Below are 23,973 nucleotides of genomic sequence, written 5' to 3'. Positions count from 1 at the left end.
ATCAGTCGGTGATAGTCGCCAGCACCTCGCCGGCCTTCACGGAAGTGCCTTTCTCCACCCTCAGCCCCTTGACCTTGCCGGCCTTATGCGCGGTGATCGGCTGCTCCATCTTCATCGCCTCCAGTACCACCACCAGGTCACCCTCGGCCACCTTGGCACCGTTCTTCGCCGCGACCTTCACCACAGTGCCCTGCATGGGAGAGCTGAGGTCATCCCCGCCGGCCGCCGCAGCCGCGGCAGTGCGTTTGCGGCGCTTCTTCTTAGGGCCAGCCTGGTTGGTGCCGACCAGCTTCCCGGCCGCCAATGAGGCCGGAACATTGACCGTGACCCGCTTGCCGTTGACCTCGACCACCACTTCCTCGCGGCCCTCCTGGTCACCGCCGGTGGGATGGGCAGTCAGTGCGTTGAACGGAGCGATGTCATTGACGAACTCAGTCTCGATCCACCGGGTGTGCACAGTGAACCTGCTGGCCCGCGGCTGCTGAAGTTCCGGAGCGAACGCGGGGTCTTCCACCACCTTGCGGTGGAAGGGGATCACTGTGGGCATGCCCTCAATGTTCAGCTCGGCCAGTGCCCGCTTGGCCCGCTGCAGCGCCTGGCGGCGATCGGCCCCAGTGACGATCAGCTTGGCCACCATGGAGTCGAAGGCACCGGAGATGGCCTCACCGGCGCGGACCCCAGAGTCCACCCGGACCCCGGGCCCGGTGGGAGTCTCGAACTTCTCCAGCCGGCCGGGGGCAGGCATGAAGCTGCGGCCGGGATCCTCGCCGTTGATCCGGAACTCAAGGCTGTGTCCCCGTGCTGCGGGGTCGTCATAGCCGAGCTTCTCACCACGGGCGATCCGGAACTGCTCGCGCACCAGGTCGAGGCCGGTGACCTCCTCGGTCACCGGGTGCTCCACCTGCAGCCGAGTATTGACCTCCAGGAAGCTGATGGTGCCGTCTGCTCCGATGAGGAACTCGCAGGTGCCGGCACCGGTATAGCCGGCCTCTTTGAGGATCGCCTTGGAGGCCCGGTACAGCTGCCGGTTCTGCGCCCGGGTCAGGAAGGGGGCTGGGGCCTCCTCTACCAGCTTCTGATTCCGGCGCTGCAGGGAGCAGTCACGGGTAGAGGCCACGACCACATGGCCGTGCTGATCTGCCAGGCACTGGGTCTCCACATGCCGGGGCTTGTCCAGGAACTTCTCGATGAAGCATTCGCCGCGGCCGAAGGCGGCAGTGGCCTCGCGAACGGCGGACTCGTAGAGCTCCACGATTTCCTCATGCTCACGCACCACCTTGATGCCGCGCCCGCCGCCGCCGTGGGCGGCCTTGATAGCGATCGGCAGGCCCTGCTTCTCGGCGAAGCGCAGCACCTCCTTGGCGGAGCTCACCGGCTCCTTGGTGCCCGGGGCCAGCGGGGCGCCCACCTTCTCGGCCAGCTGACGGGCGGAGACCTTGTCGCCGAGCAGCTCGATGGCTTCCGGGCTGGGCCCGATCCAGACCAGCCCGGCTTCGATCACCGACCGGGCGAACTCGGCGTTCTCGGAAAGGAACCCGTAGCCGGGATGCACAGCATCGGCCTCGGTGGCCACAGCGGCGGCCAGCAGCTTATCGATCACCAGGTAGGAGTCGGCCGAAGTATCCCCGCCCAGGGCGTAAGCCTCATCGGCCAGGCTGACATGCACGGCCTGGCGGTCAGGCTCAGCGTAGACCGCCACCGTGGACAGGCCCTCATCCTGGGCAGCCCGAATGATCCGCACCGCGATCTCCCCGCGGTTGGCGATCAGTACCTTGTTGAACTCCGTCATTCTCAGTCCTTCACTCGTTCCTTCGCTGAGTGCATGAATTGTGCAGCACTTTGCCAGGCTTCGGCCCCGAAACGCTGCACAAACCACGCACTCACGGTTGTGGTCCTCTGAAACTCTCTAACCTGTGGTCCAGTCGTTCCAGCAGACGGCACAGAGCTGCGGGAGAAACCCCAATCACTGCTTCGCGGTCACCGTCCACGGCATCGATGAACTCCGCGGCCCCGCCCTCCAGGGTGAACGCCCCGGCGCAGTGCAGCGGCTCCCCGGACTGGCAATAGGCGCGGATCTGCTCATCGGTGGGGGCGCCGAAGTGCACCTGGGAGGAGACCGTCTCCCCAGCTGAATGCAGGTTGCGGGTCTCCCCGGTGGGTGCTGAGCCCAGAATGTACTCCAGCCCGGGTTCGGACCACCGCCCGCGCCGCGAGTCAGGAGTCTCAGTAGTGTCCACCAGCCAGTGCCCGGTGTGCAGAATGCCGGTGTGTCCGCGCATCTGCTGCCAGCGCTGTACCGCCACCTCCACTTCATACGGCTTGCCGTAGGCAGTGCCGTCCAGCTCAAACACCGAATCACAGCCCAGCACCAAAGCACCGCGTGCCTCCGGCTTGGTGGCCACATCCTCGGCCTTGGCCCGGGCCAGCAGCTCAGCCTCCTCGGCCGGGCTCAGCGGACCGGAGACTGAGGCGGCAGAGTCGACGACGCCGCGCTCATCCACATCAGAGACCACCACCTGGAACTCCAACCCGGCTTCTTTCAGGATCATCCTGCGGCTGGGAGAGGCTGAGGCCAGAATCAGACGCGGCTGCTGGGAACTCGCTCTCATCGCAGACCCCCGGTGGCCTGGTACCAGGAGGTGGGGCCGGGCCGGCCCCAGAGTCCGTGCTGAGAACCCTGCAGCCGATGCTTACGCTGTATCGTCCGGTCGACCGGCCCAGTAGAGCCGGCGTCGTCGTTATTCGCCGTTTCCCCTGCGGCAAGGGTGGCCAACACGGCCACCACTGCGGCAGTCTCCTCCTCAGTGAGCTCGGCGCCGCGCACGGGCAGAAGATCCTCGCTCATAACGGAATGTTCCCGTGCTTCTTAGCGGGCAGCTGCTCGCGCTTGTGATACGTGGCGCGCAATGCCTTGGCGATCTGCCAGCGGGTCTCCGCCGGTTCAATCACCGCGTCGATATAGCCCAGCTCAGCGGCCTGATACGGATTCAGTAGCTTGGCTTCGTACTCCTCGATCAGCTCAGCCCGCCGGGCCTGCACATCCCCGCCGGCTTTCTCCATCGCGGCCAGCTCGCGTCGGTAGAGGATGTTCACCGCACCCTGGGCTCCCATCACCCCGATCTGGGCAGTGGGCCAGGCCAGGTTCACGTCCGCGCCCAGCTTTTTGGAGCCCATCACAATGTAGGCGCCGCCGAAGGCTTTGCGGGTGATCACTGTGATCTTCGGCACTGTGGCCTCCGCATAGGCGTAGAGCAGCTTGGCCCCGCGGCGGATGATTCCGCTCCATTCCTGGTCGGTGCCGGGCAGGAACCCGGGCACATCCACCAGCGTGAGCACAGGGATGTTGAAGGCATCGCAGAACCGCACAAACCGGGCGGCCTTCTCGGATGCGGCAATGTCCAGGGTGCCGGCGAACTGGCTGGGCTGGTTGGCTACCACCCCCACTGAGCGCCCCTCGACCCGGCCGAAGCCGATGATGATGTTGGGCGCATAGAGGGCCTGCAGCTGCAAGAAGTAGCCGTCATCCAGCAGCTGTTCGACCAGCTGGGTTGTGTCATAGGGAGCGGAGGCGGAGTCGGGGACCAGTGAGTTCAGCGCCTCGTCCTCAGCTTCAATCTTGGGCCGGGGCTCAAAGGGCTCTACCGGGGCCTCGGCCAGGTTGTTCAGCGGCAGGAACTCCAACAGCTCCTTGGCGAACTCGATGGCGTCGGCCTCATCGGCAGCCATATAGGTGGCAGTGCCGGTGGTGGTGTTATGGGTCCGCGCCCCGCCGAGCTCCTCCATCTGCACGTCCTCACCGGTGACCGACTTGATGACATCCGGGCCAGTGATGAACATATGGGAGGTCTTGTCCACCATGATGACGAAGTCATTCAGCGCCGGTGAGTAGGCAGCCCCGCCGGCAGCAGGCCCCATGATCAGGGTGATCTGCGGGATCACTCCGGAGGCGTGCACATTGTTGCGGAAGATATCGGCGAACATCGCCAGCGATGCCACGCCCTCCTGGATGCGGGCCCCACCGCCGTCATTGATGCCGATCACCGGGCAGCCGTTGCGAGCGGCGAATTCCTGAACCTTGACAATCTTCTCCCCATTGACCGCGCTCAAAGAGCCGCCGAACACGGTGAAGTCCTGGGAGTAGACAGCCACCAGCCGCCCCTCCACCGTGCCATAGCCGGAGACCAGCCCGTCGCCCAGCAGCTTCTTCTTCTCCATCCCGAAGGCATGAGTGCGGTGCACAGCCAGGGCGTCGAACTCCACAAAGGAGTCCTCGTCCAGCAGCATCTCGACGCGCTCCCGCGCTGTGTGCTTACCACGGTTGTGCTGCTTGGCGATGGCCTCATCACCGACCGGGTGCAGGGTTTTATCGCGCCGGGCCCGGAAGTCCGCCAGCTTATCGGCAGTGGTCTTGGGGCGCGGGATCGGCTGCGGGGAATCATCCATGGTGTTCTACGGCGCGCTTTCGTCGAGGTCCTACAAACTGAAGCACAGTCTAATGAGGATGCTGGGACGTCCTAATGTAGGGACCCTACAAAATTCGGCGCTGGTCCCGGCGGCGCGTGCGCCACCACATGGCCCGCACCAACGCCCAGGCGTTTGCACGGGTGCCTATGTCGCGGTTTCCGCCGCGCTCGCCTCGCCATGATGCGGCCCGCATCATGATTACGCGATTGCGCGTGACCCTAACGTCATGGGTTCCGCCGCGCTCCTCTCCCGGCTGACAAAGCCGTGCCGGCCTTTGCGTCTGGAAAGTCGCAACATCGCCCTCGACTTGTTGCCTGCAGCTGGTGGCGGTAGTAGCTACTGGTCAGTAAGCTAAGGGGTTATGACGCAGACCACAGCCTCCCTGACTTCCAAGACCGTTCTGATCTCCGGCGGCAGCCGCGGCATCGGCCATGCCATTGCGGTGAAACTGGCCGCGGCCGGAGCCAATATTGTGCTGCTGGCCAAGACCGATCAGCCGCATCCCACTCTGCCCGGCACGGTGCACACCGCAGCGGCTGATGTGGAGGCCGCTGGAGGTCAGGGTCTGGCCGTAGTCGGCGATATCCGCAATGACGAGGACATCGCCCGGGCTGTGGATTCCGCTTCTGCGCGTTTCGGCGGGATCGATGTGGTGGTCAACAACGCCTCGGCCATCGACCTGCGCCCGGCCGAGCAGCAGGAGATGAAGCGCTACGACCTGATGCAGGACATCAATGCCCGCGGCAGCTTCGCCCTGTCCAGGGCCGCGATCCCGCATCTGCGTACCAGCGCCCAGCAGGACGGTTGGGACTCCAAGATCCTCACCCTGTCCCCGCCGATCAACCTGGACCCCAAATGGTTCGCCAAGAACCTGGGCTACACCATGAGCAAATACGCCATGTCGATGACCACCATCGGACTGGCCGCTGAACTGGCTGATGCGCCGGTGATGGTCAACAGTCTCTGGCCGGTCACCCTGATCGCCACCGAGGCAGTGCGCAATATCCCAGGCGGAAAGAACCTGGTTCCCGGGGCTCGGAGGCCGGAAATCGTGGCCGAGGCTGCCGCCGCCCTGATCACCGGGGAGGCTGACCTGGGATCCGGGAACTTCCTCACCGATGAGCAGGTACTCAAAGCCACCGGGATCACCGACTTCACCAACTATGCGGTGGATCCCAGCGCCGAGCTGCTCCCCGACTTCTTCCTCTAGCCGTGCAGGCTGCCTCGGCCAGCCTCACGCGCCCTTAAGAACCAAGAACCCGTCGTCCGTAGTCACGGACGTTCCGCTCCGGTTTTGGCCCGCCCAGCACACTCCAAGTACACCGACTTTTCTCAAGTGCACGGGGTTATAAAGCGGTGTAGACGTGAAAACCCGGTGTAGTTGTGCGCTATGGCAGCTCCCTGAGCCACTCTGCAAACGTCTGGACACCCAGGTCTGCGTGAGACCCTGGCAGGTTCAGCCCCTGCCGCATACCGCGCATCATCGCCATGGGCAAACTCACCGACACCACTGGGCCGCCTCGCCCAGTCCGCCGAGCATAGTCTCGGGCCATCTCGCCGAGCTCCTCCTCCCGCGGCCCCGCTAAGTCGCGCACCCGCCCCTGGGGGCCATTCTCAGCAAGCTCTATCAACCGCGCACCGACCTCCTTTGCTGCAATCGGCTGCACCCGCGCTCGCGGAGCCAGCACCAGCGGCCCGACCGCGCCCCGCTGCAGCGTCTGGGCGGCGAACTCGTGGAACTGAGCGGCCCGGAGTACCGTGCTCGGCACCGCAGAGTCTCCGCACATCTGCTCCAACGCAAGCTGACCTGCGTAGAAACCTCGCGGGTTCTGATCCACTCCAATGATCGACAGGCGGACCAGGTGCGGCAGTTCCACGTGGGTGGCAGTCGCAAGGATGTTGGTCATTGCGGTCCGGAAGAACTGCGTGGCTCGGCGTTGTGACAATGTCCTGATACTGCTGACGTCGATTACCGCATCCGCTGTCGCCATGGCCTCCTCGAGCCCGGTCCCTCTCAGCACGTCCACTCCCGAGGCGCGTGAAACAGCAGTCATCTCATGCTTGCGCCGCTGGCCCTGCCGCATCACAGCACTGCCTGCGACTCCTGTCCCGCCGATCACAACTATTCTCACGTCAGACTCCTTATGTCAGTCATTCCTCAGCACGGCATGATCCCCTACTGCACAGACGACGATCCAGGCCGCCAGAATGTCAGTTTGCACTCTGTCATGATGTGGACTGTGAACATCGAAGCGGAGCGCCCTCGACTGCGGGCACTGGCCTACCGGATGCTCGGCACTGTAGTTGATGCCGAAGATGTGGTGCAGTAAGGCTTTGCCCGGCTCTACCAGCTGCCGGACGAGGAGCAGCAGTCCATTCGTCACCAGGGAGCCTGGCTGATGCGGGTCACCGCCCGAATCGCGTTAGACCATCTCAAATCCGCCAGAGTTCAACGTGAGCACTACATCGGTGAGTGGCTTCCGGAGCCGATCCCGGCGGCGTCGGACTTTGCCTCTGGCATGGCCACTGACCCTGCCGATGCTGTGGTCATCCAGGATGACGTCTCCCAGGCCATCCTGATTCTGCTCGAGCGGCTCACTCCAGCCGAGCGCGCCGTGTATGTGCTCCGAGAGTCCTTTGCTCTGCCGTATGCGGAGATCGCGGAGATACTGCAGCGCACTCCGGGAGCATGCCGCCAGCTGTTCAGCACCGCGACCCGGCACCTGCAGGAAAGCTTCCTGAGTCACCAGGTAACACCGATTGAGCACGACGACGCCGTCAGAGCTTTCGTGAGTGCCTGTGTGACCGGCGATCTGGCCAGCTTGGCAAAGAGCCTCGACCCGGCAGTAGTGGTTCGAAGCGACGGCGGAGGAAAGGTCTCAGCGGCACGCCGTCCAGTAGTCGGACTGGAGAGGGTCTCTCGCCTTCTGATTGGACTGCGCACCAAGTATCCGCATGCCACAGTCCAGCTGGCCAGGACACCGGGGGCACTGGGTGCGGTGATGCTCTTAGAGGGTCAGATCGCAGGGGTGATGACCTGTGCGACGGGCGCCCGTGGGATCGCCAGCATCTGGATTATGCGCAACCCAGACAAGCTCACACTCTGGGAAGGCTCACTGTCTGAGGCTGATCCCGGCAGCAGCGAGGTACTTTGCTAAGCGCTGGGGATTGTTGAGGTCATCCCAGGTCCAGCGCACAACGGTCCACCCTGCCCGGCGCAGAGCATCTTCGCGCAGCTTCTCGGCAAACAGCACCTCACCGGGATCCCGGCCGTTGAGCATCTGTTCGTCAACATACTTAGTGCGCCCGTCGAACTCCCCAATCACCTTGTCGCCCTCCCAGCAGAAGTCGACTCGCACCTGGCCTCGATCCGAGGAGATCGGCACCTGCAAGGAGGGTGCGCTGAACCCCATGCGGTGGATCAGCGCCCGGGACCTCGACTCGCCGGGGGATTCGCTCAGGGGACTGGCGAACTCCCATGCATTGGTCCACCGGGTGCGTAATCTGCCGTTGCTCAGGTAGACCAGCCAGGGTTCTAAATCTAGAGTCGGCTGCGCTTTGATCCAGTCAAGCGCGACCACTGTGTCCTCGAAGGGCATCCGACTCACGGTGTCCACCACGGCCAGCTCAAGTGGTTCGACTCGGTATGTTCCGAGGCCAGGGACAGTGACTTCTGGGAACGGCGTCGTATGTGTCTCAGCCGGTGCCACGGTGCCGCTGCGGAGTTGCCCAAGTGACTGCTTTCGGGAGATGCCTTCCGAAAGCGGCGGGTGCAGCAGCTTGGTGGGGATGTTGAGAAGTCTGCTGGGATGCACATCTGGCTCTCCGGGGAACCGTTGCCTATACAGCCTGCGGAACTGATTGACGTTCAGCGGCCCAGTCAAGGGAGGTGGTTTGACGGTTCTGCTGCCTCCGGCTTGCAGCGTGCGAGCAGTTACGGCTGTGGGAACGCGGATCAGCGGGACATTGTGCAGCAGCAGGGCGGTCTCTCGGCAGAAGACCGGATCACTTGCCGCGGCCGTGGCTGCCACCGCGATCCGGTGTCTGGTCCAAGGCTGTGCTCTGATCCAGCTGGTGGCCTCTACATAGACGCCGCGACGCACCCGCAACAGCTGGCCGGCTTTGACCTTCGGTGCCAGCTGATTGCTTGAGTGTGCCCCGTCGTCCTGCAAGCTCGCAGTGATGATCTGGATGGTCGTTGAAGTAGTGGATGCTGCACTCATACCATCAGCCTTCATCAAATGAGACAAAATGCAACATGAGAATATCAAGGCTGTGGATAATCTTGGCCTCGAGTGTGAGCCACAGGTCAGTTCGGCCACGTTCAATAGCGCAAGTACACCGACTTTTCTTAAGTGCACGGGGTTATAAAGCGGTGTAGACGTGAAAACGCCGTGTAGATAGTGGTTGGTGGTGCTGGGTGGTTCAGGTGGCGGGTGATCTACTGGCGCACGCGATGGCCCCAGCTATGCAGGGTGGTGCAGTAGCGTGGAGGGATGGCACAACCGAGGCTACCCACATTGGATGAAGAGCTGCTGCATCGCAGACTGGTGGTCCCCGGCCACTGCGCCAAGCTGGTGCTGGTCGAATCCACCGGCTCCACCAATACCGACCTGCTGGCCGCTGCGGCCGAGCCTGACTTCGCCCAGGTCTGGTCGCACACCTCTGTACTCACCGCCGAGGAACAGACCGGCGGCCGCGGCCGGCTGGCCCGCAGCTGGTCAAGCCCCAAAGGCGCCTCCCTGTCCACCTCAGTGGTGCTGCGGCCCAGTCTGCCGGCACAGCAGCGGCACTGGCTGTCCCTGGCCGCAGGCCTGGCCCTGGTCACAGTGCTGCGGCGGGTGAGCATCCCGGCGGCGATGAAATGGCCCAATGACGTGCATGTGCACGGCCGCAAGATCTCCGGCATTCTCGCCGCAGTCCCCCCTCAAGCACCTGACACGGTGGTCCTCGGCTGCGGGATCAACGTGCTGCTGCGCAGGGACCAGCTGCCCACCCCTAGGTCAACCTCCGTACTGCTGGAGCTGGAGCGCGCCGAGACCGGCGTCCCGGATTCGGACAGCCAGCAGATCGGGCAGCTGCGCACATCTCTGCTGGCTGACTGGTTGGAGGAGTTCACCGGCCTGGTCCGCCGGATGGAGCCACAGGGTGATATTGCTCCAGTCCGTGAGGAGATCATCAGCGTGATCAGCACTGTGGGAGAGCAGGTGCGGGTAGAGCTTCCCGACGGCACATCAGTCCACGGCAGGGCAGTGGGAGTGCAGACCGACGGGGCACTGATGGTGGAAGAAGGAGGGCGGCGCCGCTCCTTCACTGTGGGAGATGTGTTCCACCTACGCTAGTCCCACCGTCAGGGGCTCTTGTGTCGCACCTACGGTGCTCCAATCCTCGTCTCAGAAGACCTTGAACAAGCTCGAGTCTCCGCTCAGCTCAATCCGATCGCCTGCTCGTTTTTTCTCTACCGCGTGACCGCGGCCTTCACGCTGATCTCAATCCGCCACGTAGACTGAAACAAGCTGTTCCTTACTCACAGCGAAAGACCAAGGAGGCGCTCACAGTGCTGCTGAGACTCGTCGACGGCGAGCAGGTAATCCTCCGCACCCGCGCACACCACCGGGCGCTGATCCCGGCGGCCATCAACCTGCTGATGACCATCGCGCTGATGAGCTTTCTGCTGGGCTACCTCACTCGGGACACCCAGCCGGCCTTCGTGCAGCACTACAGCCATATCGCGGTGTTTCTGATCTGGGCGATTGGACTGCTCAGTCTGGGGGTGGGAACGCTGAAACCGCTGATCGGATGGCTGAATCGGTTCACCTTCCTGACCACCGAGCGACTGGTGGAGAAGAACCTCATCGGTGCGCCGCAGGCCACCGTGATCCCGCTGTCGCTGCTGACCCAGCACCAGGTCAAGCGTACTTCCATGCAGGAGATGGCCGGGGCCGGGGACCTGGTGGTGGTCCACGGCGCCTACGGCCAGCACCAGCGCACCCGGCTGCGTGATCTGCCTGACCCGGAGGGCTTCAACACCCTGTTGGCCCAGGAGCTGGGGGAGCACCGACGACGTGCCGCAGCCCGGGCAGCTGCCGCCCAGCAGGCCCACTACGCCGCAGCAGCCCGCGGCGACGTTCAGGGCGCCTCCTTCGGAGCCGGGCGTGTCTGAGGAGATCTCCGAGCAGGGCCCGCCGCCCTCCTGGAAGCGTGCCCGCCAGAGCGGATTCGGCGCCAGCCCCTATATGGCCGATGAGACGGCTGAGGTGCCCCGCCTGGGCGATGAGGGCGGCTATACCGCAGAGCAGCTCTCTGCAGCCCGCGCCGACTGGAGCGACTTCCCCTCCGTGAGCACCGGACGTGCCAGCACTGCGCCGGCCAGCAGCGGGATATCGCAGACCTCCGCTCCGGCCGATCCAGCCGGAGCGGCAGCTTTTATCGGCCAGCCGCTGGCCGACACCCACTCAGAAGGGGTTTCGGCCACAGCTCCGATTCCCGCCCCCAGCCTGGAGGAGCGTGAGTGGCATCGGAACATCCGCGACCTGGAGCACCGGCTGCTGGGCGCTGAGCGCACCCTGACCTACCGGGAGATGGCCCAACGGATGGGGGTCTCCACCCGTTCGGCGCGCAGGCTTTGGCGCGCCCTAGGATTCCCCAACCTCGACGACGACGTCAAAGCCTTCACCGAAACAGATGCCGAGGCTCTGGCCCAGATGGTGGATCTGGTCCGGGAAGGCCACCTGAACCAGGAGGCCGCCATCAGCCTCACCCGCTCGGTGGGCCAGATGACCGACCGGATGGTGGTCTGGCAGATTGAGGCCCTGGTGGAGGACAAGATCGCCAACCAGGAGCTCTCCGATGCCCAGGCCCGCACCCAGGTGGTCGAAGCCCTGCCGGAGCTGATCGACCCTCTGCAGCAGCTGATGGGCTACGCCTGGCGGCGCCAGCTCTCCGCAGCCCTGCAGCGACTCACCGTACGGGTGGAGTCCGGGCTCGCCTCAGTCTCCAGAGGACGTGACGGCACCGAACCCGACGCGCCGCTGCCGCTGGCCAGAGCAGTGGGCTTCGCCGACCTGGTCTCCTACACCTCACTGTCCCGGCAGATGAGCGAACGCACCCTGGCTCATATGGTCCAGCGGTTCGAGTCCATATGCGCGGAGATCATCTCTATCGGCGGTGGCCGGCTGGTCAAGACTGTGGGTGACGAGGTGCTCTACAATGCCGAGACCCCGGAGGCCGGAGCTGAGATCGCCCTGGCCCTGGCAGAGACCATCGCTACCGATGATGTACTGCCCGAGGCGCGGGTCTCAGTGGTCTGGGGACGGGTGCTTTCCCGGATGGGTGATATCTACGGCCCCACGGTGAACCTGGCCGCCCGGCTGACCTCCCTGGCCGATCCTGGCACCATCCTGGTGGACTCCACCACCGCAGCCCGGCTGGATGAGAACCCCGACTACATGCTGGTGCCCCAGCCGCCACGAATCGTCCGCGGCTTCGGCGAGGTGGCCCCCTCCATGCTCCTGAGAGCACGTGGTTCAGGTATCGCACTGGACCACACCTAACGGCTGAGCTGCGAACCTAATGATGCAGGAGCTTCAGGCGTGAAGCTGCCCGTAAGTGGGCGAGGGGAACCGCGGCATAAGCGTGCCCGCCGCCGGGGCCGGCACAGATAACAGTTAGGGCACGCGGGGGTAACGGTCAGGTCTCGATCCGTGACAAGATAGTGCCGTGACCACCAGCGCCAACTCCGCCGACAGCACTGCGGTCCCCTACGTCGACTACGGCTACGGCTCTCATGTGGGGCTGCGCCGTGAGCTCAACGAGGACTCCTTCGTCGTCACTGACCGGCTCTATGCGGTGGCCGACGGAATGGGCGGGCACGAGGCTGGTGAGGTGGCGTCGTCGTTGGCTGTCCAGGCGCTCGCCGAAGGCTGGGAGGCACATGCCGGCAAGATCGCTGAGCAGGACCTCCAGAAGTTCCTGAATGAGGCCGACTCACGAATCCGGGAGGCCACCGACTCCAAGGCCGGCACCACGCTCACCGGTGCCGCTGTAGTGGAGGCGCAGGACCAGCACACCGGCGAAGACCACAACGGCCAGTGGCAGTGGCTGGTGTTCAACATCGGCGACTCCCGCACCTACCTGCTCAACGACGGTGCGCTGATCAGACTCACCCGCGACCACTCCCAGGTCCAGGAGCTGGCCGACTCCGGGATGATCACCGCCGAGGAGATGCACTCGCATCCGCAGCGCAATGTGATCACCCGCGCCCTGGGTGCTGGGGATCTGCTCGGCGCCGACTTCACCAAGGCCACCGTGGCCACCGGACAGCGATTATTGGTCTGCTCCGATGGGTTGACCGGGGAGCTCACCGATGAGCAGATCGCCCAGATCCTCAATGCCGGGCGCAATGCGCAGGAGACGGTGGACTGGCTGATCCACCAGGCACTGCGCCACGGCGGCCGGGACAATGTCACAGTCGTATTAGTGGATGTCACTCAGTGACATCACCGGGTCCCCGCACGGTAAGGGTTCCCGCATGGCGGGTCAGCCACAGGTGGGGCCGCGAAGGGGTATCCAAGAGCAGTGACCCCGCCAGATAGACTGATCTGCAGGACACCACGCCATCAACTCTCTAGGGAGCTCTATGTCTGAGATCTCGCGCGCCGACGTCGAGCATCTTGCCGCACTTGCCCATATCGCGATGACCGATGCTGAGCTGGAGAAGATGACCAGCGAGCTCGGTGTGATCGTGAACTCCGTGAAGCAGGTCCAGGAGGCTGCCGGTGCGGATGTCCCGGCCACCAGTCACCCGCTGCCGCTGACCAATGTGTTCCGTGACGACACCGTGGGGCACGTTTTCACCGCTGAGGAGTCGCTGGCCAATGCGCCCGATGCCGAGGGCTCACGGTTCAAAGTGCCGGCTATCCTGGATGAGGAGTGAGGACAAGATGACGACGACGCCCCAGTCACTTATCCGGCTCACCGCCGCCCAGATGGCAGCCAAGCTGGCAGCCGGGGAGATCACCTCGGTGGAGCTCACCCAGGCGCATCTGGACCGGATCGCCGCAGTGGATGACACCATTAACGCCTTCCTGCACGTCAACGCTGGGCAAGCCCTGGAGACCGCGGCCGGAGTGGACAAGCTGCGCGCCGCCGGCGGCACTGAGGCTGAATCCCTGCACCCGCTGGCCGGTGTGCCGATCGCGATCAAAGACCTCATCGTCACCAAGGGCCAGCCCACTACAGCCGGTTCAAAGATGCTCCAGGGCTGGATGAGTCCCTATGACGCCACGGTGATCGAGAAGATCCGGGCCGCCCGGCTGCCGATCCTGGGCAAGACCAACCTGGATGAGTTCGCCATGGGCTCCTCCACCGAGCATTCGGCCTTCGGGCCCACCCGCAACCCCTGGGACACCGGGCGGATCCCCGGCGGCTCCGGGGGCGGCTCCGCGGCCGCAGTGGCCGCCTTCGAGGCGCCGCTGGCCCTGGGCACCGACACCGGCGGCTCCATCCGGCAGCCGGGTGCGGTCACCGGTACCGTGGGCACCAAGCCCACCTACGGCTCGGTCTCCCGTTACGGCGCCATCGCGATGGCCTCCAGCCTGGACCAGATCGGTCCGGTGGCCCGCACGGTGGAGGATGCTGCGCTGCTGCATGAGCTGATCGGCGGCCACGACCCTAGGGATTCCACGTCCCTGCCGGAGCAGGTGCCGGCTTTCGCCGAGTTCGCGGCCAACCACGATGTCGCCGGGCTGCGGATCGGGGTGATCAAACAACTGCAGGGCGAGGGGTACCAGGCGGGTGTGCTCGCCCGTTTCCAGGAGGCTTTGGACACGCTGCGCGAGGCTGGGGCGGAGATCGTGGAGGTGGACTGCCCCAGCTTCGACTACGCCGTCGGCTCCTACTACCTGATCATGCCTTCGGAGGCCTCCTCCAACCTGGCCCGCTACGACGGAGTCCGCTACGGGGCCCGGGTGCTGCCGGAAGGGGGACCGCTGACCATTGAGCGAGTGATGGGAGCCACCCGTGCCGCAGGCTTCGGCGACGAGGTCAAGCGCCGGATCATCTTGGGCACCTATGCACTGTCGGCCGGCTACTACGACGCCTACTACGGCTCCGCCCAGAAGGTCCGCACCCTGATCCAGCGGGATTTCGACGCCGCCTTCGAGGCAGCCGATGTGCTGATCTCCCCGACCTCGCCCACGGTGGCGTTCCCGCTGGGGGAGAAGCTGGACGATCCGATGGCGATGTACCTCAACGACGTGACGACCATCCCGGCCAATTTGGCTGGTGTGCCCGGCATCTCGGTGCCGGGGGGTCTCTCCGAGGGGCTACCGGTGGGTATCCAGTTCCTGGCCCCGGCCAGACAGGACGCCCGGGTCTACCACGCCGCCGGTGCCCTGGAGAAGCTGCTCAACGACGCCGCCGAGTCGCCCCTGTGGGCGCAGATCCCTGCGCTGGTTCCGGCGGCGGGCGCTGGTCCCGACGCCTCTCGGCCGGCTGCAGCGGCGCCGGCCTTCACGCCTGAAGTTGGAGGAGCCAAATGACTGCAACAGTGACAGAACCGCAACCGCTCACTTTCGACCAGGCGTTGGAGTCCTACGAGCCGGTGCTCGGCTTTGAGGTCCATGTGGAGCTGAACACTGTGACCAAGATGTTCTCCTCAGCACCCAATGCCTTCGGCGATGAGCCCAACACCAATGTCAACGAGGTCTGCCTGGGGCTGCCCGGCACCCTGCCGGTGGTCAACGGCAAGGCGGTTGAGTCGGCGATCAAGCTGGGTCTGGCGCTGAACTGCCAGATCGCCCCCTACTGCCGGTTCGCCCGCAAACAGTACTTCTACCCCGATCTGCCCAAGAACTGGCAGACCTCCCAGTACGACGAGCCGATCGCCTTCGACGGCTTCATCGACGTGGAGCTCGACGACGGCGAGATCTTCCGAGTGGAGATTGAACGGGCCCATATGGAGGAGGACGCCGGCAAGCTCACTCATGCCGGAGCCTCCGGGCGGATCCAAGGGGCCGACTACTCCCTGGTGGACTACAACCGCACCGGGGTGCCGCTGATCGAGATCGTCACCAAGCCCATCACAGGGGCCGGCGAGCGGGCGCCCGAACTGGCGCGGGCCTATGTGTCCGCCATCCGCGACGTTGTGAAGGCCCTGGATATCTCGGAGGCGAAGATGGAGCGCGGAAACGTGCGCTGCGACGCCAACGTCTCGCTGATGCCCAAAGGCGCCTCCGAGTTCGGCACGCGCTCTGAGACCAAGAACGTCAACTCCATGCGCGCGGTGGAGCATGCGGTGCACTACGAGATCCGCCGTCACGCAGGTGTTCTGGCCGCTGGAGGCTCCATCGTCCAGGAGACCCGGCACTGGCAGGAGACCACCCGCACCACCAGTTCAGGGCGGCCCAAGTCCGAGGCCGATGACTACCGGTACTTCCCGGAGCCGGATCTGGTGCCCATCACCGTCACCGAAGAGTGGGTGGAGACTCTGCGGGCTGAGCTGCCCGAACCCCCGGCGGAGCGGCGGCGCCGACTGCGTGAGACCTGGGGCTACTCCGATGCTGAGTTCCGTGACGTGATCGCCGCCGGTCTGCTGGATGCGATCGAAGGGACAGTGAAGCAGGGGGCAAGCCCCGCGGTGGCCCGCAAATGGTGGATGGGTGAGATCTCCCGGCTGGCCAACGCCCGGGATCTTGACCCTGCAGGCCTTGGTGTCCAGCCGGCCACCATCGTGGAGCTCAATGGACTGATCGAGGCGGGAAAGATCAATGACAAGATCGCTCGCCAGGTGCTGGAGCACCATGTGGACGGTGAGGGGACCCCGGCCGAGATCGTCGCTGCTCGCAGGCTGGAGGTGGTCTCTGACGACGGCGCTCTGAGTGCCGCGGTGGAGAAGGCCATGGCGGAGAACCCCGATGTGGTGGAGAAGGTCAAAGGTGGCAAGCTCAAGGCCATCGGTGCCCTGATCGGGCCGGTGATGAAGGAGACCCGCGGCCAGGCTGATGCCGGAAAAGTGCGGCAGATCGTGCTGGAGAAACTCGGTGTTGAAGGCTGATCCCAGGCACTGAACCGCGACCATGGCGCCCCAGGACTGAAAAGTTCTTGGGATGCTGCCGCTTGTCGATCAGTGACTCAGATCACTGAAGCGTGTAAGGTATCCGGCACACGGAAATGTTCTTGTAACACTCGGCGCAAGTTTTGCAAACCCAGTGAAACAGAAGCCGAGTAGATTTAAGCGCATTCTGGGACAAATTCCAGCCACCGTTGCGCCGCAGCGGGGGATAACAACTCGCAATACATCCGAATGAGGGGATGAGAAAATGAGTTTGACTGGGTATCTGAGGGCAGCTGAGCTGCCGGAGACCTTCCTAGACGACTTTGCGGCATGGATTGACAGTTGGTTCGGAAACATCGCATCCGGATTCGAATCGGTCATTCTGTGGGGCTTTGAAGGGCAGGATGATATTCCGATCCGCATTGTGGTGCTGTGGTCGATCATCGCGGCCATCGGCTTCACCATTTACTTCAAGGGCGTCCAGTTCACCGGTTTCACCACCGCGTTGGAAGCTGTCCGCGGAAAATGGTCCAAGAAGGACGACCCCGGCGAGATCTCGCACTTCCAGGCGCTCTCCGCCGCACTCTCCGGAACGGTGGGCCTTGGCAATATCGGTGGTGTGGCCGCAGCGCTGTACCTCGGTGGCCCAGGTGCGACCTTCTGGATGATCGTCATCGGTCTCTTCGCCATGTGCACCAAGCTCGTGGAGTGCACCCTGGGCGTGAAGTACCGCTACATCGATGAGGACGGTGTGGTCCACGGCGGGCCCTTCCAGTACCTCAAAGTCGCCTTCCGCAAGCTGGGCACTGTCCCGGTGGCCATCATCACCGGCGTATTCGCCATCTCCATCATCGCCTTCGGCGTCGGCGGCGGCGGCATGTACCAGACCAACCAGGTGATGATGCAGACCATCAGCATCACCGGCGGCGAAACCAGCCCGCTGGCCACCGGCGCCGGCGCACTGATCTTCGGCATTATCTTCGCCGCCCTGATCGGCCTGGTCATCATCGGCGGCGTGAAGTCGCTGGGCCGGGTGGCCGGCACCCTGGTGCCGATCATGGCCGTGGTCTACGTGGCATCCGGCCTGATCGTGCTGCTGGTGAACATCACCAACATCCCCGCAGCCTTCGGCGAGATCATCTCCGGGGCCTTCAGCCCTGAGGCTGGCTTCGGCGGCATCATCGGTGTGATCATCATGGGTGCTCAGCGCGCTGCCTTCTCCAACGAGGCCGGCATCGGCTCCGCGCCGATCGCCCACGCCGCGGTGAAGACCAAGCGCCCTGCCTCCGAGGGTTTCGTGGCCGCGCTGGAGCCCTTCATCGACACCGTGGTGGTCTGCACCATGACCGCTCTGGTCATCATGCTGGCCTTCCCCGACTACGTGGAGCGTCACGCAGCCGGCGAGCTGACCGGCGCAGTGAGCGACACATCGGACGCCTTCGAGACCGTGCTGCCCTGGTTCCCCTACCTCCTGTTCTTCGCAGTGGTCTGCTTCGCTTTCAGCTCGATCGTCACCTGGGCCTACTACGGCAACCAGGCATGGCGTCACCTGTTCGGCAAGTCCGACCTCAAGGACAACATCTTCCGGTCCATTGTGCTGGTGTTCGTGGTGCTGGGCTGCCTGACCAGCTTCGGCTCAATCCTTGACTTCGCTGACGCTGCACTGTTCCTGTGCATCTTCATCAACGTGATCGGCTGTGTCATCCTGGCACCGAAGGTCAAGAAGGAGATCCAGTCCTACGTGGCCGCCCGCAAGGCCGGCACTCTGCTGGAGGACCCGGAGGAGGATTCCCAGGAGGACAAGGAAGCCTACGCCTTCATCGCCGCCACCATGCGCGGCCAGAAGAGCACGGACTCCGCCAGCCTCTGATCCGCACCGGATCAGTTGAATAATTTCATACATCACGACGCTGCCCCGGTCTGGTTCCTTTTCCTAAGAGAGCCAGCCGGGGCAGCGTCGTACTCTCCTGCCTACATTGAGGGCCTGGAACTTCCGTTGAGATTAAATTTCAGTGGAAACCGAAGGTTCTGGGCCTCACATCCAGGCCGGAGTGCGGAATGGGGCGCCGGTTCCTGGCTCCTGCTCAGCCCTGCGGCGCGGGATTGAGATCAGTGGGAGATATCCCGATATCCCCTACCAGGCACCAGTCAGGACGGTTCGTGCCGTCAGCTGAGACCGGCCGGTAGACGTCAACTCCGGCCTCCTCGGCCACCACAGCCCCGCCGGCCCAGTCGTGCTCCTGGATCCCGTACTCCGCATAAGCGTCCTGAGCGCCCTCAGCCACCATGCAGATGTCAAGGGCGGCGGCGCCGAGCCTGCGGATGTTGCCGAAGTGCTCGTTCAGCGCAGCTACGGTAGCTACCTGCTGGGCCTTGCGCGCCGGATCGTAGCCGAATCCGGTGGCCAGCAGCCCCGACCCCAGATTCCCTTTCGGTCCGGCCAGCCGCACCGGGTCAGAACCAGTACGAGCAGTCCAGGCGCCTTCGCCCTTGAGCGCCCACCACTGCTTCTGAAGTGCAGGGGCGACGACGACGCCCACCACCCACTCACCATTGGGAGCCTGCACCCCCACCGAGGTGCCGTAGTAGACGATGCCGCGGACAAAATTTGTGGTGCCATCCAAGGGGTCGATGGACCACCGGTACCCGGAAGGATCACTCACCTCAGTAGTGCCGTACTCCTCCCCGGAAATCACATCGTGGGGCCGGTGGTGGCTGATCACTGAACGCACCGCCTCCTCTGCCCTGCGATCGAAGTCGGTGACGAAGTCGGAGTCGGAGGATTTGGTGGTGATGCCGTGCCCAGAGCCGTCCAGAGGCTGTCCGGCCAGGGCGACGGCGTCGCGCTCTGTGAGCACTGCGGCTCCGGCATCAGCGGCCTGGCGGGCGATGCTCAGCAGTGCGTGAAGATCTGTGTCAGTCATTCGTTCGTTTGTAATCCTTCCGGTCCTTGGGTCAGCAGTACGTCGAACTGTTCCTCGTCCAGCACCGGTACGCCGAGCTGCTCGGCCTTGGCGAGTTTGGAGCCGGCATTCTCACCGGCCACCACGTAGTGAGTCTTCTTGGACACTGAGCCGGAGGCCCGGCCGCCGCGGGAGATGATCGCCTCTTTGGACTCATCCCGGGAGTAGTTCTCCAACGAGCCGGTCACCACTACGGTCATACCCTCCAGGGTGCGTGGGGTGTCCTCATTGACCTCGTCCTCCATACGCACTCCGGCGGCCGTCCAGCGCTCCACCACCCGGCAGTGCCAGTCCACGCTGAACCATTCGCGGACAGAGGCTGCGATCACCGGGCCCACCCCGTCTATCCCGGCCAGCTCATCCTCGCTGGCCGCACGGATCTTGTCCATGGACCCGTAGGCGGAGGCCAGGGCGCGAGAGGCGGTGGGTCCCACATGCCGGATGGACAGCGCCACCAGCACCCGCCACAGCGGCTGCTGCTTGGCCTTCTCCAGCTCGTCAAAGAGCTTCGTCGTATTCGCGGTGGGCTTCTGGCCGTTCTTGGTCCAGAAGTAGGGAACCAGCTCCAGCTCACCGGGTGTGGCCTCTTTGCCGCGCCTCTGCCGCCAGATGCGCACCTCTTTCAGGTCCTCCGGTGTGAGACCGAAGAGGTCTGCCTCATTGCGCAGCGGTCCAGGCACCGGTTCCGCGGGCTGAGTCAGCGCATGGCCGGCCTCCTCGCCGAGCGCCTCGATGTCCAGGGCACCGCGGGAGCCGATGTGGATCACTCGTTCGGCCAGCTGAGCGGGGCAGGTCTCCGCATTCGGGCAGCGGTAGTCCACATCGCCCTCTTTGCCGGGGGCCAGCAGGGTGCCGCAGGCCGGACAGTTCTGGGGAAAGACGTACTCGCGCAGTTCGTACTCCCGCCCCTCACGGGCGGGCAGCACCGGACCGAGCACCTCCGGGATCACATCACCCGCCTTACGGATGAACACGTCATCGCCGATCAGCACGCCTTTGGCCTTCACCACGTCTTGGTTGTGCAGAGTAGCCCGCTGCACTTCAGAACCGGCCACCTTGACCTTCTTAAGCACCGCATAGGGGGTGACCCTGCCGGTGCGCCCCACCTGTTCGCGGATGTCCAGCAGCCGGGTGGTGACCTCCTCCGGCGGGTATTTGAACGCCGCCGCCCAGCGCGGCACCCGGGAGGTATGGCCCAGCGCCCTTTGGTGGGCGAAGCTGTCCACTTTGATGACTACGCCGTCGATCTCGTGGACTAGGCTGTGCCGCTTGTCCTCAAAGCGCTTCAGATACGCCTCGATCTGCTCAAAGCTCTCCAGCACCTCGGTATAGGGAGACACCGGCAACCCCCAGGCGGCCAGCTGATCGTAGGTCTGGTGCTGGCTGGTCAGCTCAAATCCGGAACGGGCGCCGATGCCGTGCACGAACATCGACAGCGGCCGTTGAGCGGTCTTGGCTGGATCCTTCTGACGGATGGAGCCGGCGGCCGCGTTGCGTGGATTGGCCAGCGGCGGCTTGCCCGCAGCGATCAGCGTCTCGTTGAACTGCGCGAACTCGGCTGAAGGCATGAAGATCTCCCCGCGGACTTCCAACTCCTCCGGGTGATTCTCCCCGTTCAGCTGCTGGGGGATATCGCCGATAGTGCGCACATTATGGGTCACGTCCTCACCGGTGGTGCCGTCGCCCCGGGTGGCCGCACGCACCAGTTCACTCCCACGGTAGAGCAGGTTGATGGCCAGCCCGTCGATCTTGACCTCCACCAACCAGCGGGGCTTCTCACCCGGGCGCTGCTTCTCCAAGGAGGCCGCAGCGCGGTCGTACCAGATGCGCAGCTCCTCCAGGGAGAACAGATCCTCCAAGGAGTACATCCGCTGCAGGTGCTCCACGGGGGCGAAAGCCTCCGAAGGGGCCCCACCCACCTGCTCAGTGGGCGAGTCTGCCGACCTCAGCTCCGGGTGCTCGGCTTCGATAGCCCGCAGTCGGTGAATCAGCTGGTCGTACTCCGCATCGGAGACCAGCGGGGCGTCCTTCTGGTGGTAGGCCACCTGATGCTTGGCGACGTCCTCGGCCAGCTGGGCATACTCCTCCCGCAGCTCAGCAGAAGGTGCGGGGGCGGTCTCGTGCTCTGTGGTCACTCGTGCCAGTCTACTGCTGTGCTGACACAGAGTTTGTTCCTGGTGAGGGTAGGGCAGCAGGGTTTAAGCAGCTTGCGGATGGACATCCATCTGGTCCACCGGGGCCGCATAGCGCAGCACCGCTGCGGCATTTCCAGCGACCCCGGCACCCACCAGGGCCACCTGCGCGTCCACCTCTGCGGCAGCCTGCAGCAGTTGGTCCTCATCCTCTGCCTCAGCGTCGTAGCGCAGCAGCAGGGTGTCCACCGCTCCGAGCTGGGCGGCGCGCCGGATGTCCTCAGCGCCCTCGACGGCGAGCCCGTTGGCTCGTGCATCGCCGAACTGTTCGGTCTGCTCCCGGGCGCGCTCAATGGTGATACGCCGAGCGAGGCTGCTGAGTTCCTCGGCCAGGGCTTGCTCGCCGCCGGAGTCCGCGGAGTCATTGGGGATGCCGCCGCCGGTCTCCAGCTCGTAGGCGATGGCACTGAGATCGGCGGGCAGCTCGTCCAGCAGCAGCTTGCGGCCCTGCACCTCACCGCCCACCACCACCGCATCGGGCTTCCAGCTGGAGGCAGCCTTGCCCACGTGGGCGGTGATATCTCGGATGTTCAGCCAGGCGGCCTCATCGGCGCGCTGCTGCATCCGGCGGTGATGCTCGCCGCCCTCGCGTGGCTTGTTCACCGTCTCGGTGGCAGAACCTTCCACAGCGGAGGACGCCGCCTCCTCCAGTACCGCCGAAGAGGTGAAGACCTCCCGGCGCAAGGTGGCACGCTCCTTATCTACCAGCACCACCAGGGCGCGGACTGAGCGGACCCGTTGGCGCACGTAGTCACCCAAAGCCGGGGGTTCGCCGAAGACGGACCGGTCGCCGCCATCGCGGGTGGCATCGAAATCCTCCTCCAGCAGCAGGCCGCTGCGGTTGGCCACCAGCACCCGGCCCTCGGTCTGAACTGCGGCGATCTCCTCGGAGAGCACCGCAGTGTCGAGCGCTTCGAGGGTCTCGTCATGGGCGCCGGCATCGGTCAGCTGCTTACGCAGGGCGTCCCAGCGCAACCGGACCTCCTGCTCCGCGCTGGCCGTAGCGGGCTGGGCCTGCAGATAGACCGTGGCGAACGGGGGATCAGCCTCATAGATCGGTCGAAGACTGGCGAGCTGCATGATCATCACCTTCCTTGAAGGATCGCTTCATCTGGTCTGCTCAACTAACACTGATCACGCTAGAAGCCCCAGGTCAGCGCCGCCCCAAAACCACCTTGACACTCCCTCCATGCCACGCCCCAAGCGGACGAAAGAACTCCCGCCAGGATCTCTCATAGCGAGGGTTCTCCTCAAGCGATCGATCTGCGACCGTTATGAGGCGTAGCACCCCGACCATCGGACTGCTGCTGTGCCAGACTAAGAATGAAGTGGCCGCAGAATAGGCACTGCGCGATCAGGGCCAACCGCCTGCCGACTATCGTGCAGAGCGGACAGAAACCAGAGGGAAAAGTGATGAGCGAGCCGGTGGACCGATACCAGGTGATTCCTGCGGCCTTCGTCTTGTTGGTCGATAGTCAGGAGCAGGTGCTGCTGTGTTACCGGCGCGGGACCGGATATATGGATGAACATTGGTCGTTCGGCTCAGCTGGACATGTGGAGGCCGGTGAGACGGTGCTGCAGGCGGCGGTGCGCGAGGTCCGAGAAGAGCTGGGCGTGAAGATCGCCGAGGCTGACCTGGTGCCTATGACGGTAGGGCACCGAACCTCACGCAATGGCAAACCCATTGATGAGCGCGTGGACTTCTTTTTCTCGGTACGTCGATGGGAGGGCGAACCGCGTATCCAGGAGGAGGATAAAGCCGCGGAACTGCGCTGGGTGAGCCCGGATCAGCTCCCTGAGCCGGTGGTGCCCTATGAGCGAGTCATTCTGCAGCAGTGGGAACAGGGAACACTGCCGCCGGTGAGCACCTTTGGCTTCAACGCGTAACGGTGCTTCTACGAGGAAACCCAGGAAACCCCCACCCAATTAGGAAAACTCCTAGTCAGACGGGGGCTTGCAGTGCGGCCGTTCTGAGGCGCAGTTGGAAGAAATCCACCTGGGATAAGGTCGCCCGCGCGGTGGAGGAGCTTCAGGGCAGACGACGGTAGGTTCGATAGTTTTGCCAACGGCTGTTGGCAAATTGTGCAGCAGCATGTTGCACAATTGGGCACCGGGTCACCGAGTAGGTCTTCGCATCGTGGAGAGCACCGCGCTCGACCGCGGAAACATGCGGATTTGCGCTCGGTCTTGGAACGGACTCACCCCTGTTGTTGTGTGCAACCTCAGTGCATGGAGGCCGCGCAGGGGGATCGTCGTGCCGATGGTTATGCCGGTAGTCGCACCGCGTAGTTCTCAACAC

At 64.4% G+C, this 23,973-nt stretch carries 21 protein-coding genes; 12 read left to right on the top strand and 9 right to left on the bottom strand.

Translation table 11 applies throughout. From position 1 onward, the window contains the following. Position 1: 1 nt before the first annotated feature. The 4 genes from F0311_RS12595 to F0311_RS12580 form a co-directional block, all read right to left on the bottom strand. Positions 2-1,789: an acetyl/propionyl/methylcrotonyl-CoA carboxylase subunit alpha gene (locus F0311_RS12595; protein WP_150462273.1), complete on the bottom strand. Its 1,788-nt coding sequence runs from the start codon at positions 1,787-1,789 to the stop codon at positions 2-4. 91 nt (positions 1,790-1,880) lie between these two features. After that, entirely contained in the window at positions 1,881-2,609 is a 729-nt protein-coding gene (locus F0311_RS12590; RefSeq protein WP_150462272.1) for a Maf family protein, read from the bottom strand. Further along, positions 2,606-2,845 carry an acyl-CoA carboxylase subunit epsilon gene (locus tag F0311_RS12585; RefSeq protein ID WP_150462271.1) on the bottom strand — a complete coding sequence of 80 codons (240 nt, stop codon included), beginning with the start codon at positions 2,843-2,845 and terminating at the stop codon, positions 2,606-2,608. The genes F0311_RS12590 and F0311_RS12585 overlap by 4 nt, the downstream gene beginning before the upstream one ends. Beyond that, the gene (locus F0311_RS12580) at positions 2,842-4,443 is read right to left on the bottom strand and encodes an acyl-CoA carboxylase subunit beta (protein WP_150462270.1); all 1,602 of its coding nucleotides are present in this window, start codon (positions 4,441-4,443) and stop codon (positions 2,842-2,844) included. The genes F0311_RS12585 and F0311_RS12580 overlap by 4 nt, the downstream gene beginning before the upstream one ends. Positions 4,444-4,825: 382 nt before the next feature. Between F0311_RS12580 and F0311_RS12575 the strand changes: the two genes are divergently transcribed. Beyond that, the gene (locus F0311_RS12575) at positions 4,826-5,674 is read left to right on the top strand and encodes an SDR family oxidoreductase (protein WP_150462269.1); all 849 of its coding nucleotides are present in this window, start codon (positions 4,826-4,828) and stop codon (positions 5,672-5,674) included. Between the two features lie 178 nt (positions 5,675-5,852). Here F0311_RS12575 and F0311_RS12570 read toward each other — a convergent pair whose 3' ends face one another. After that, the gene (locus F0311_RS12570; RefSeq protein ID WP_191089913.1) at positions 5,853-6,596 is read right to left on the bottom strand and encodes an SDR family oxidoreductase; all 744 of its coding nucleotides are present in this window, start codon (positions 6,594-6,596) and stop codon (positions 5,853-5,855) included. Positions 6,597-6,704: 108 nt separating this feature from the next. Here F0311_RS12570 and F0311_RS18825 point away from each other — a divergent pair, with 108 nt between their 5' ends. Continuing rightward, complete coding sequence (locus tag F0311_RS18825) at positions 6,705-6,794, top strand: sigma factor (RefSeq protein ID WP_191089912.1); 90 nt, start codon at positions 6,705-6,707, stop codon at positions 6,792-6,794. A gap of 69 nt (positions 6,795-6,863) precedes the next feature. After that, complete coding sequence (locus F0311_RS12560; RefSeq protein WP_150462266.1) at positions 6,864-7,622, top strand: sigma factor-like helix-turn-helix DNA-binding protein; 759 nt, start codon at positions 6,864-6,866, stop codon at positions 7,620-7,622. Here the strand turns inward: F0311_RS12560 and F0311_RS12555 are convergent. Then, positions 7,578-8,687 carry a hypothetical protein gene (locus F0311_RS12555; protein ID WP_150462265.1) on the bottom strand — a complete coding sequence of 370 codons (1,110 nt, stop codon included), beginning with the start codon at positions 8,685-8,687 and terminating at the stop codon, positions 7,578-7,580. The two genes, F0311_RS12560 and F0311_RS12555, sit on opposite strands and share 45 nt — an antisense overlap. A 273-nt stretch (positions 8,688-8,960) precedes the next feature. On the opposite strand from F0311_RS12555, the gene F0311_RS12550 reads away from it, so the two are divergent. The 8 genes from F0311_RS12550 to F0311_RS12515 all read left to right on the top strand — a co-directional run bounded on the left by F0311_RS12550 (position 8,961) and on the right by F0311_RS12515 (position 18,389). Further along, on the top strand, positions 8,961-9,806 hold the full coding sequence (locus tag F0311_RS12550) for a biotin--[acetyl-CoA-carboxylase] ligase (RefSeq protein WP_150462264.1): 846 nt from the start codon (positions 8,961-8,963) through the stop codon (positions 9,804-9,806). Between the two features lie 215 nt (positions 9,807-10,021). After that, positions 10,022-10,627, top strand: coding sequence for a hypothetical protein (locus tag F0311_RS12545; protein ID WP_150462263.1), 606 nt, complete (start codon positions 10,022-10,024; stop codon positions 10,625-10,627). Next, entirely contained in the window at positions 10,620-12,017 is a 1,398-nt protein-coding gene (locus F0311_RS12540) for an adenylate/guanylate cyclase domain-containing protein (RefSeq protein ID WP_317982615.1), read from the top strand. Before F0311_RS12545 ends, F0311_RS12540 begins: the two co-directional genes overlap by 8 nt. A 166-nt stretch (positions 12,018-12,183) precedes the next feature. Then, a complete protein-coding gene (locus tag F0311_RS12535; RefSeq protein ID WP_150462262.1) occupies positions 12,184-12,960 on the top strand; it encodes a PP2C family protein-serine/threonine phosphatase in 777 nt (258 codons plus the stop codon). 142 nt (positions 12,961-13,102) lie between these two features. After that, positions 13,103-13,399: an Asp-tRNA(Asn)/Glu-tRNA(Gln) amidotransferase subunit GatC gene (gatC, locus tag F0311_RS12530; RefSeq protein ID WP_150462261.1), complete on the top strand. Its 297-nt coding sequence runs from the start codon at positions 13,103-13,105 to the stop codon at positions 13,397-13,399. A gap of 7 nt (positions 13,400-13,406) precedes the next feature. Beyond that, a complete protein-coding gene (gene gatA, locus F0311_RS12525; protein ID WP_150462260.1) occupies positions 13,407-15,005 on the top strand; it encodes an Asp-tRNA(Asn)/Glu-tRNA(Gln) amidotransferase subunit GatA in 1,599 nt (532 codons plus the stop codon). Next, entirely contained in the window at positions 15,002-16,519 is a 1,518-nt protein-coding gene (gene gatB / locus F0311_RS12520; RefSeq protein WP_150462259.1) for an Asp-tRNA(Asn)/Glu-tRNA(Gln) amidotransferase subunit GatB, read from the top strand. The genes gatA and gatB overlap by 4 nt, the downstream gene beginning before the upstream one ends. A gap of 265 nt (positions 16,520-16,784) precedes the next feature. Continuing rightward, positions 16,785-18,389: an alanine/glycine:cation symporter family protein gene (locus F0311_RS12515; protein ID WP_150462258.1), complete on the top strand. Its 1,605-nt coding sequence runs from the start codon at positions 16,785-16,787 to the stop codon at positions 18,387-18,389. Between the two features lie 214 nt (positions 18,390-18,603). Here F0311_RS12515 and F0311_RS12510 read toward each other — a convergent pair whose 3' ends face one another. From F0311_RS12510 to F0311_RS12500, 3 genes are all read right to left on the bottom strand, one after another. Further along, positions 18,604-19,443, bottom strand: a complete 840-nt coding sequence (locus F0311_RS12510) for an inositol monophosphatase family protein (protein ID WP_150462257.1) — start codon at positions 19,441-19,443, stop codon at positions 18,604-18,606. Then, complete coding sequence (ligA, locus tag F0311_RS12505; protein ID WP_396897441.1) at positions 19,440-21,617, bottom strand: NAD-dependent DNA ligase LigA; 2,178 nt, start codon at positions 21,615-21,617, stop codon at positions 19,440-19,442. Before ligA ends, F0311_RS12510 begins: the two co-directional genes overlap by 4 nt. A 63-nt stretch (positions 21,618-21,680) precedes the next feature. After that, the gene (locus tag F0311_RS12500; protein ID WP_150462255.1) at positions 21,681-22,760 is read right to left on the bottom strand and encodes a baeRF2 domain-containing protein; all 1,080 of its coding nucleotides are present in this window, start codon (positions 22,758-22,760) and stop codon (positions 21,681-21,683) included. A gap of 327 nt (positions 22,761-23,087) precedes the next feature. On the opposite strand from F0311_RS12500, the gene F0311_RS12495 reads away from it, so the two are divergent. Continuing rightward, entirely contained in the window at positions 23,088-23,561 is a 474-nt protein-coding gene (locus F0311_RS12495; RefSeq protein WP_150462254.1) for an NUDIX hydrolase, read from the top strand. The last annotated feature ends 412 nt before the right edge of the window (positions 23,562-23,973 follow it).

Source organism: Nesterenkonia ebinurensis, assembly GCF_008711175.1.
In the GTDB taxonomy this organism is placed as follows: Bacteria; Actinomycetota; Actinomycetes; order Actinomycetales; family Micrococcaceae; genus Nesterenkonia; species Nesterenkonia ebinurensis.
The sequence above is the reverse complement of the archived record's forward strand: the minus strand, read 5'-3'. Positions and strand labels throughout refer to the sequence as shown.

Bases quoted from the DNA above. Each gene is read 5' to 3' on its own strand.
- F0311_RS12500 (WP_150462255.1), bottom strand. From the start codon at position 22,760: ATGATCATGCAGCTCGCCAGTCTTCGACCGATCTATGAGGCTGATCCC.
- F0311_RS12590 (WP_150462272.1), bottom strand. From the start codon at position 2,609: ATGAGAGCGAGTTCCCAGCAGCCGCGTCTGATTCTGGCCTCAGCCTCT.
- gatA (WP_150462260.1), top strand. From the start codon at position 13,407: ATGACGACGACGCCCCAGTCACTTATCCGGCTCACCGCCGCCCAGATG.
- F0311_RS12580 (WP_150462270.1), bottom strand. From the start codon at position 4,443: ATGGATGATTCCCCGCAGCCGATCCCGCGCCCCAAGACCACTGCCGAT.
- F0311_RS12515 (WP_150462258.1), top strand. From the start codon at position 16,785: ATGAGTTTGACTGGGTATCTGAGGGCAGCTGAGCTGCCGGAGACCTTC.
- F0311_RS12585 (WP_150462271.1), bottom strand. From the start codon at position 2,845: ATGAGCGAGGATCTTCTGCCCGTGCGCGGCGCCGAGCTCACTGAGGAG.
- gatC (WP_150462261.1), top strand. From the start codon at position 13,103: ATGTCTGAGATCTCGCGCGCCGACGTCGAGCATCTTGCCGCACTTGCC.
- F0311_RS12550 (WP_150462264.1), top strand. From the start codon at position 8,961: ATGGCACAACCGAGGCTACCCACATTGGATGAAGAGCTGCTGCATCGC.
- F0311_RS12495 (WP_150462254.1), top strand. From the start codon at position 23,088: ATGAGCGAGCCGGTGGACCGATACCAGGTGATTCCTGCGGCCTTCGTC.
- F0311_RS12560 (WP_150462266.1), top strand. From the start codon at position 6,864: ATGCGGGTCACCGCCCGAATCGCGTTAGACCATCTCAAATCCGCCAGA.
- F0311_RS12510 (WP_150462257.1), bottom strand. From the start codon at position 19,443: ATGACTGACACAGATCTTCACGCACTGCTGAGCATCGCCCGCCAGGCC.
- F0311_RS12575 (WP_150462269.1), top strand. From the start codon at position 4,826: ATGACGCAGACCACAGCCTCCCTGACTTCCAAGACCGTTCTGATCTCC.
- F0311_RS12595 (WP_150462273.1), bottom strand. From the start codon at position 1,789: ATGACGGAGTTCAACAAGGTACTGATCGCCAACCGCGGGGAGATCGCG.
- gatB (WP_150462259.1), top strand. From the start codon at position 15,002: ATGACTGCAACAGTGACAGAACCGCAACCGCTCACTTTCGACCAGGCG.
- F0311_RS12555 (WP_150462265.1), bottom strand. From the start codon at position 8,687: ATGAGTGCAGCATCCACTACTTCAACGACCATCCAGATCATCACTGCG.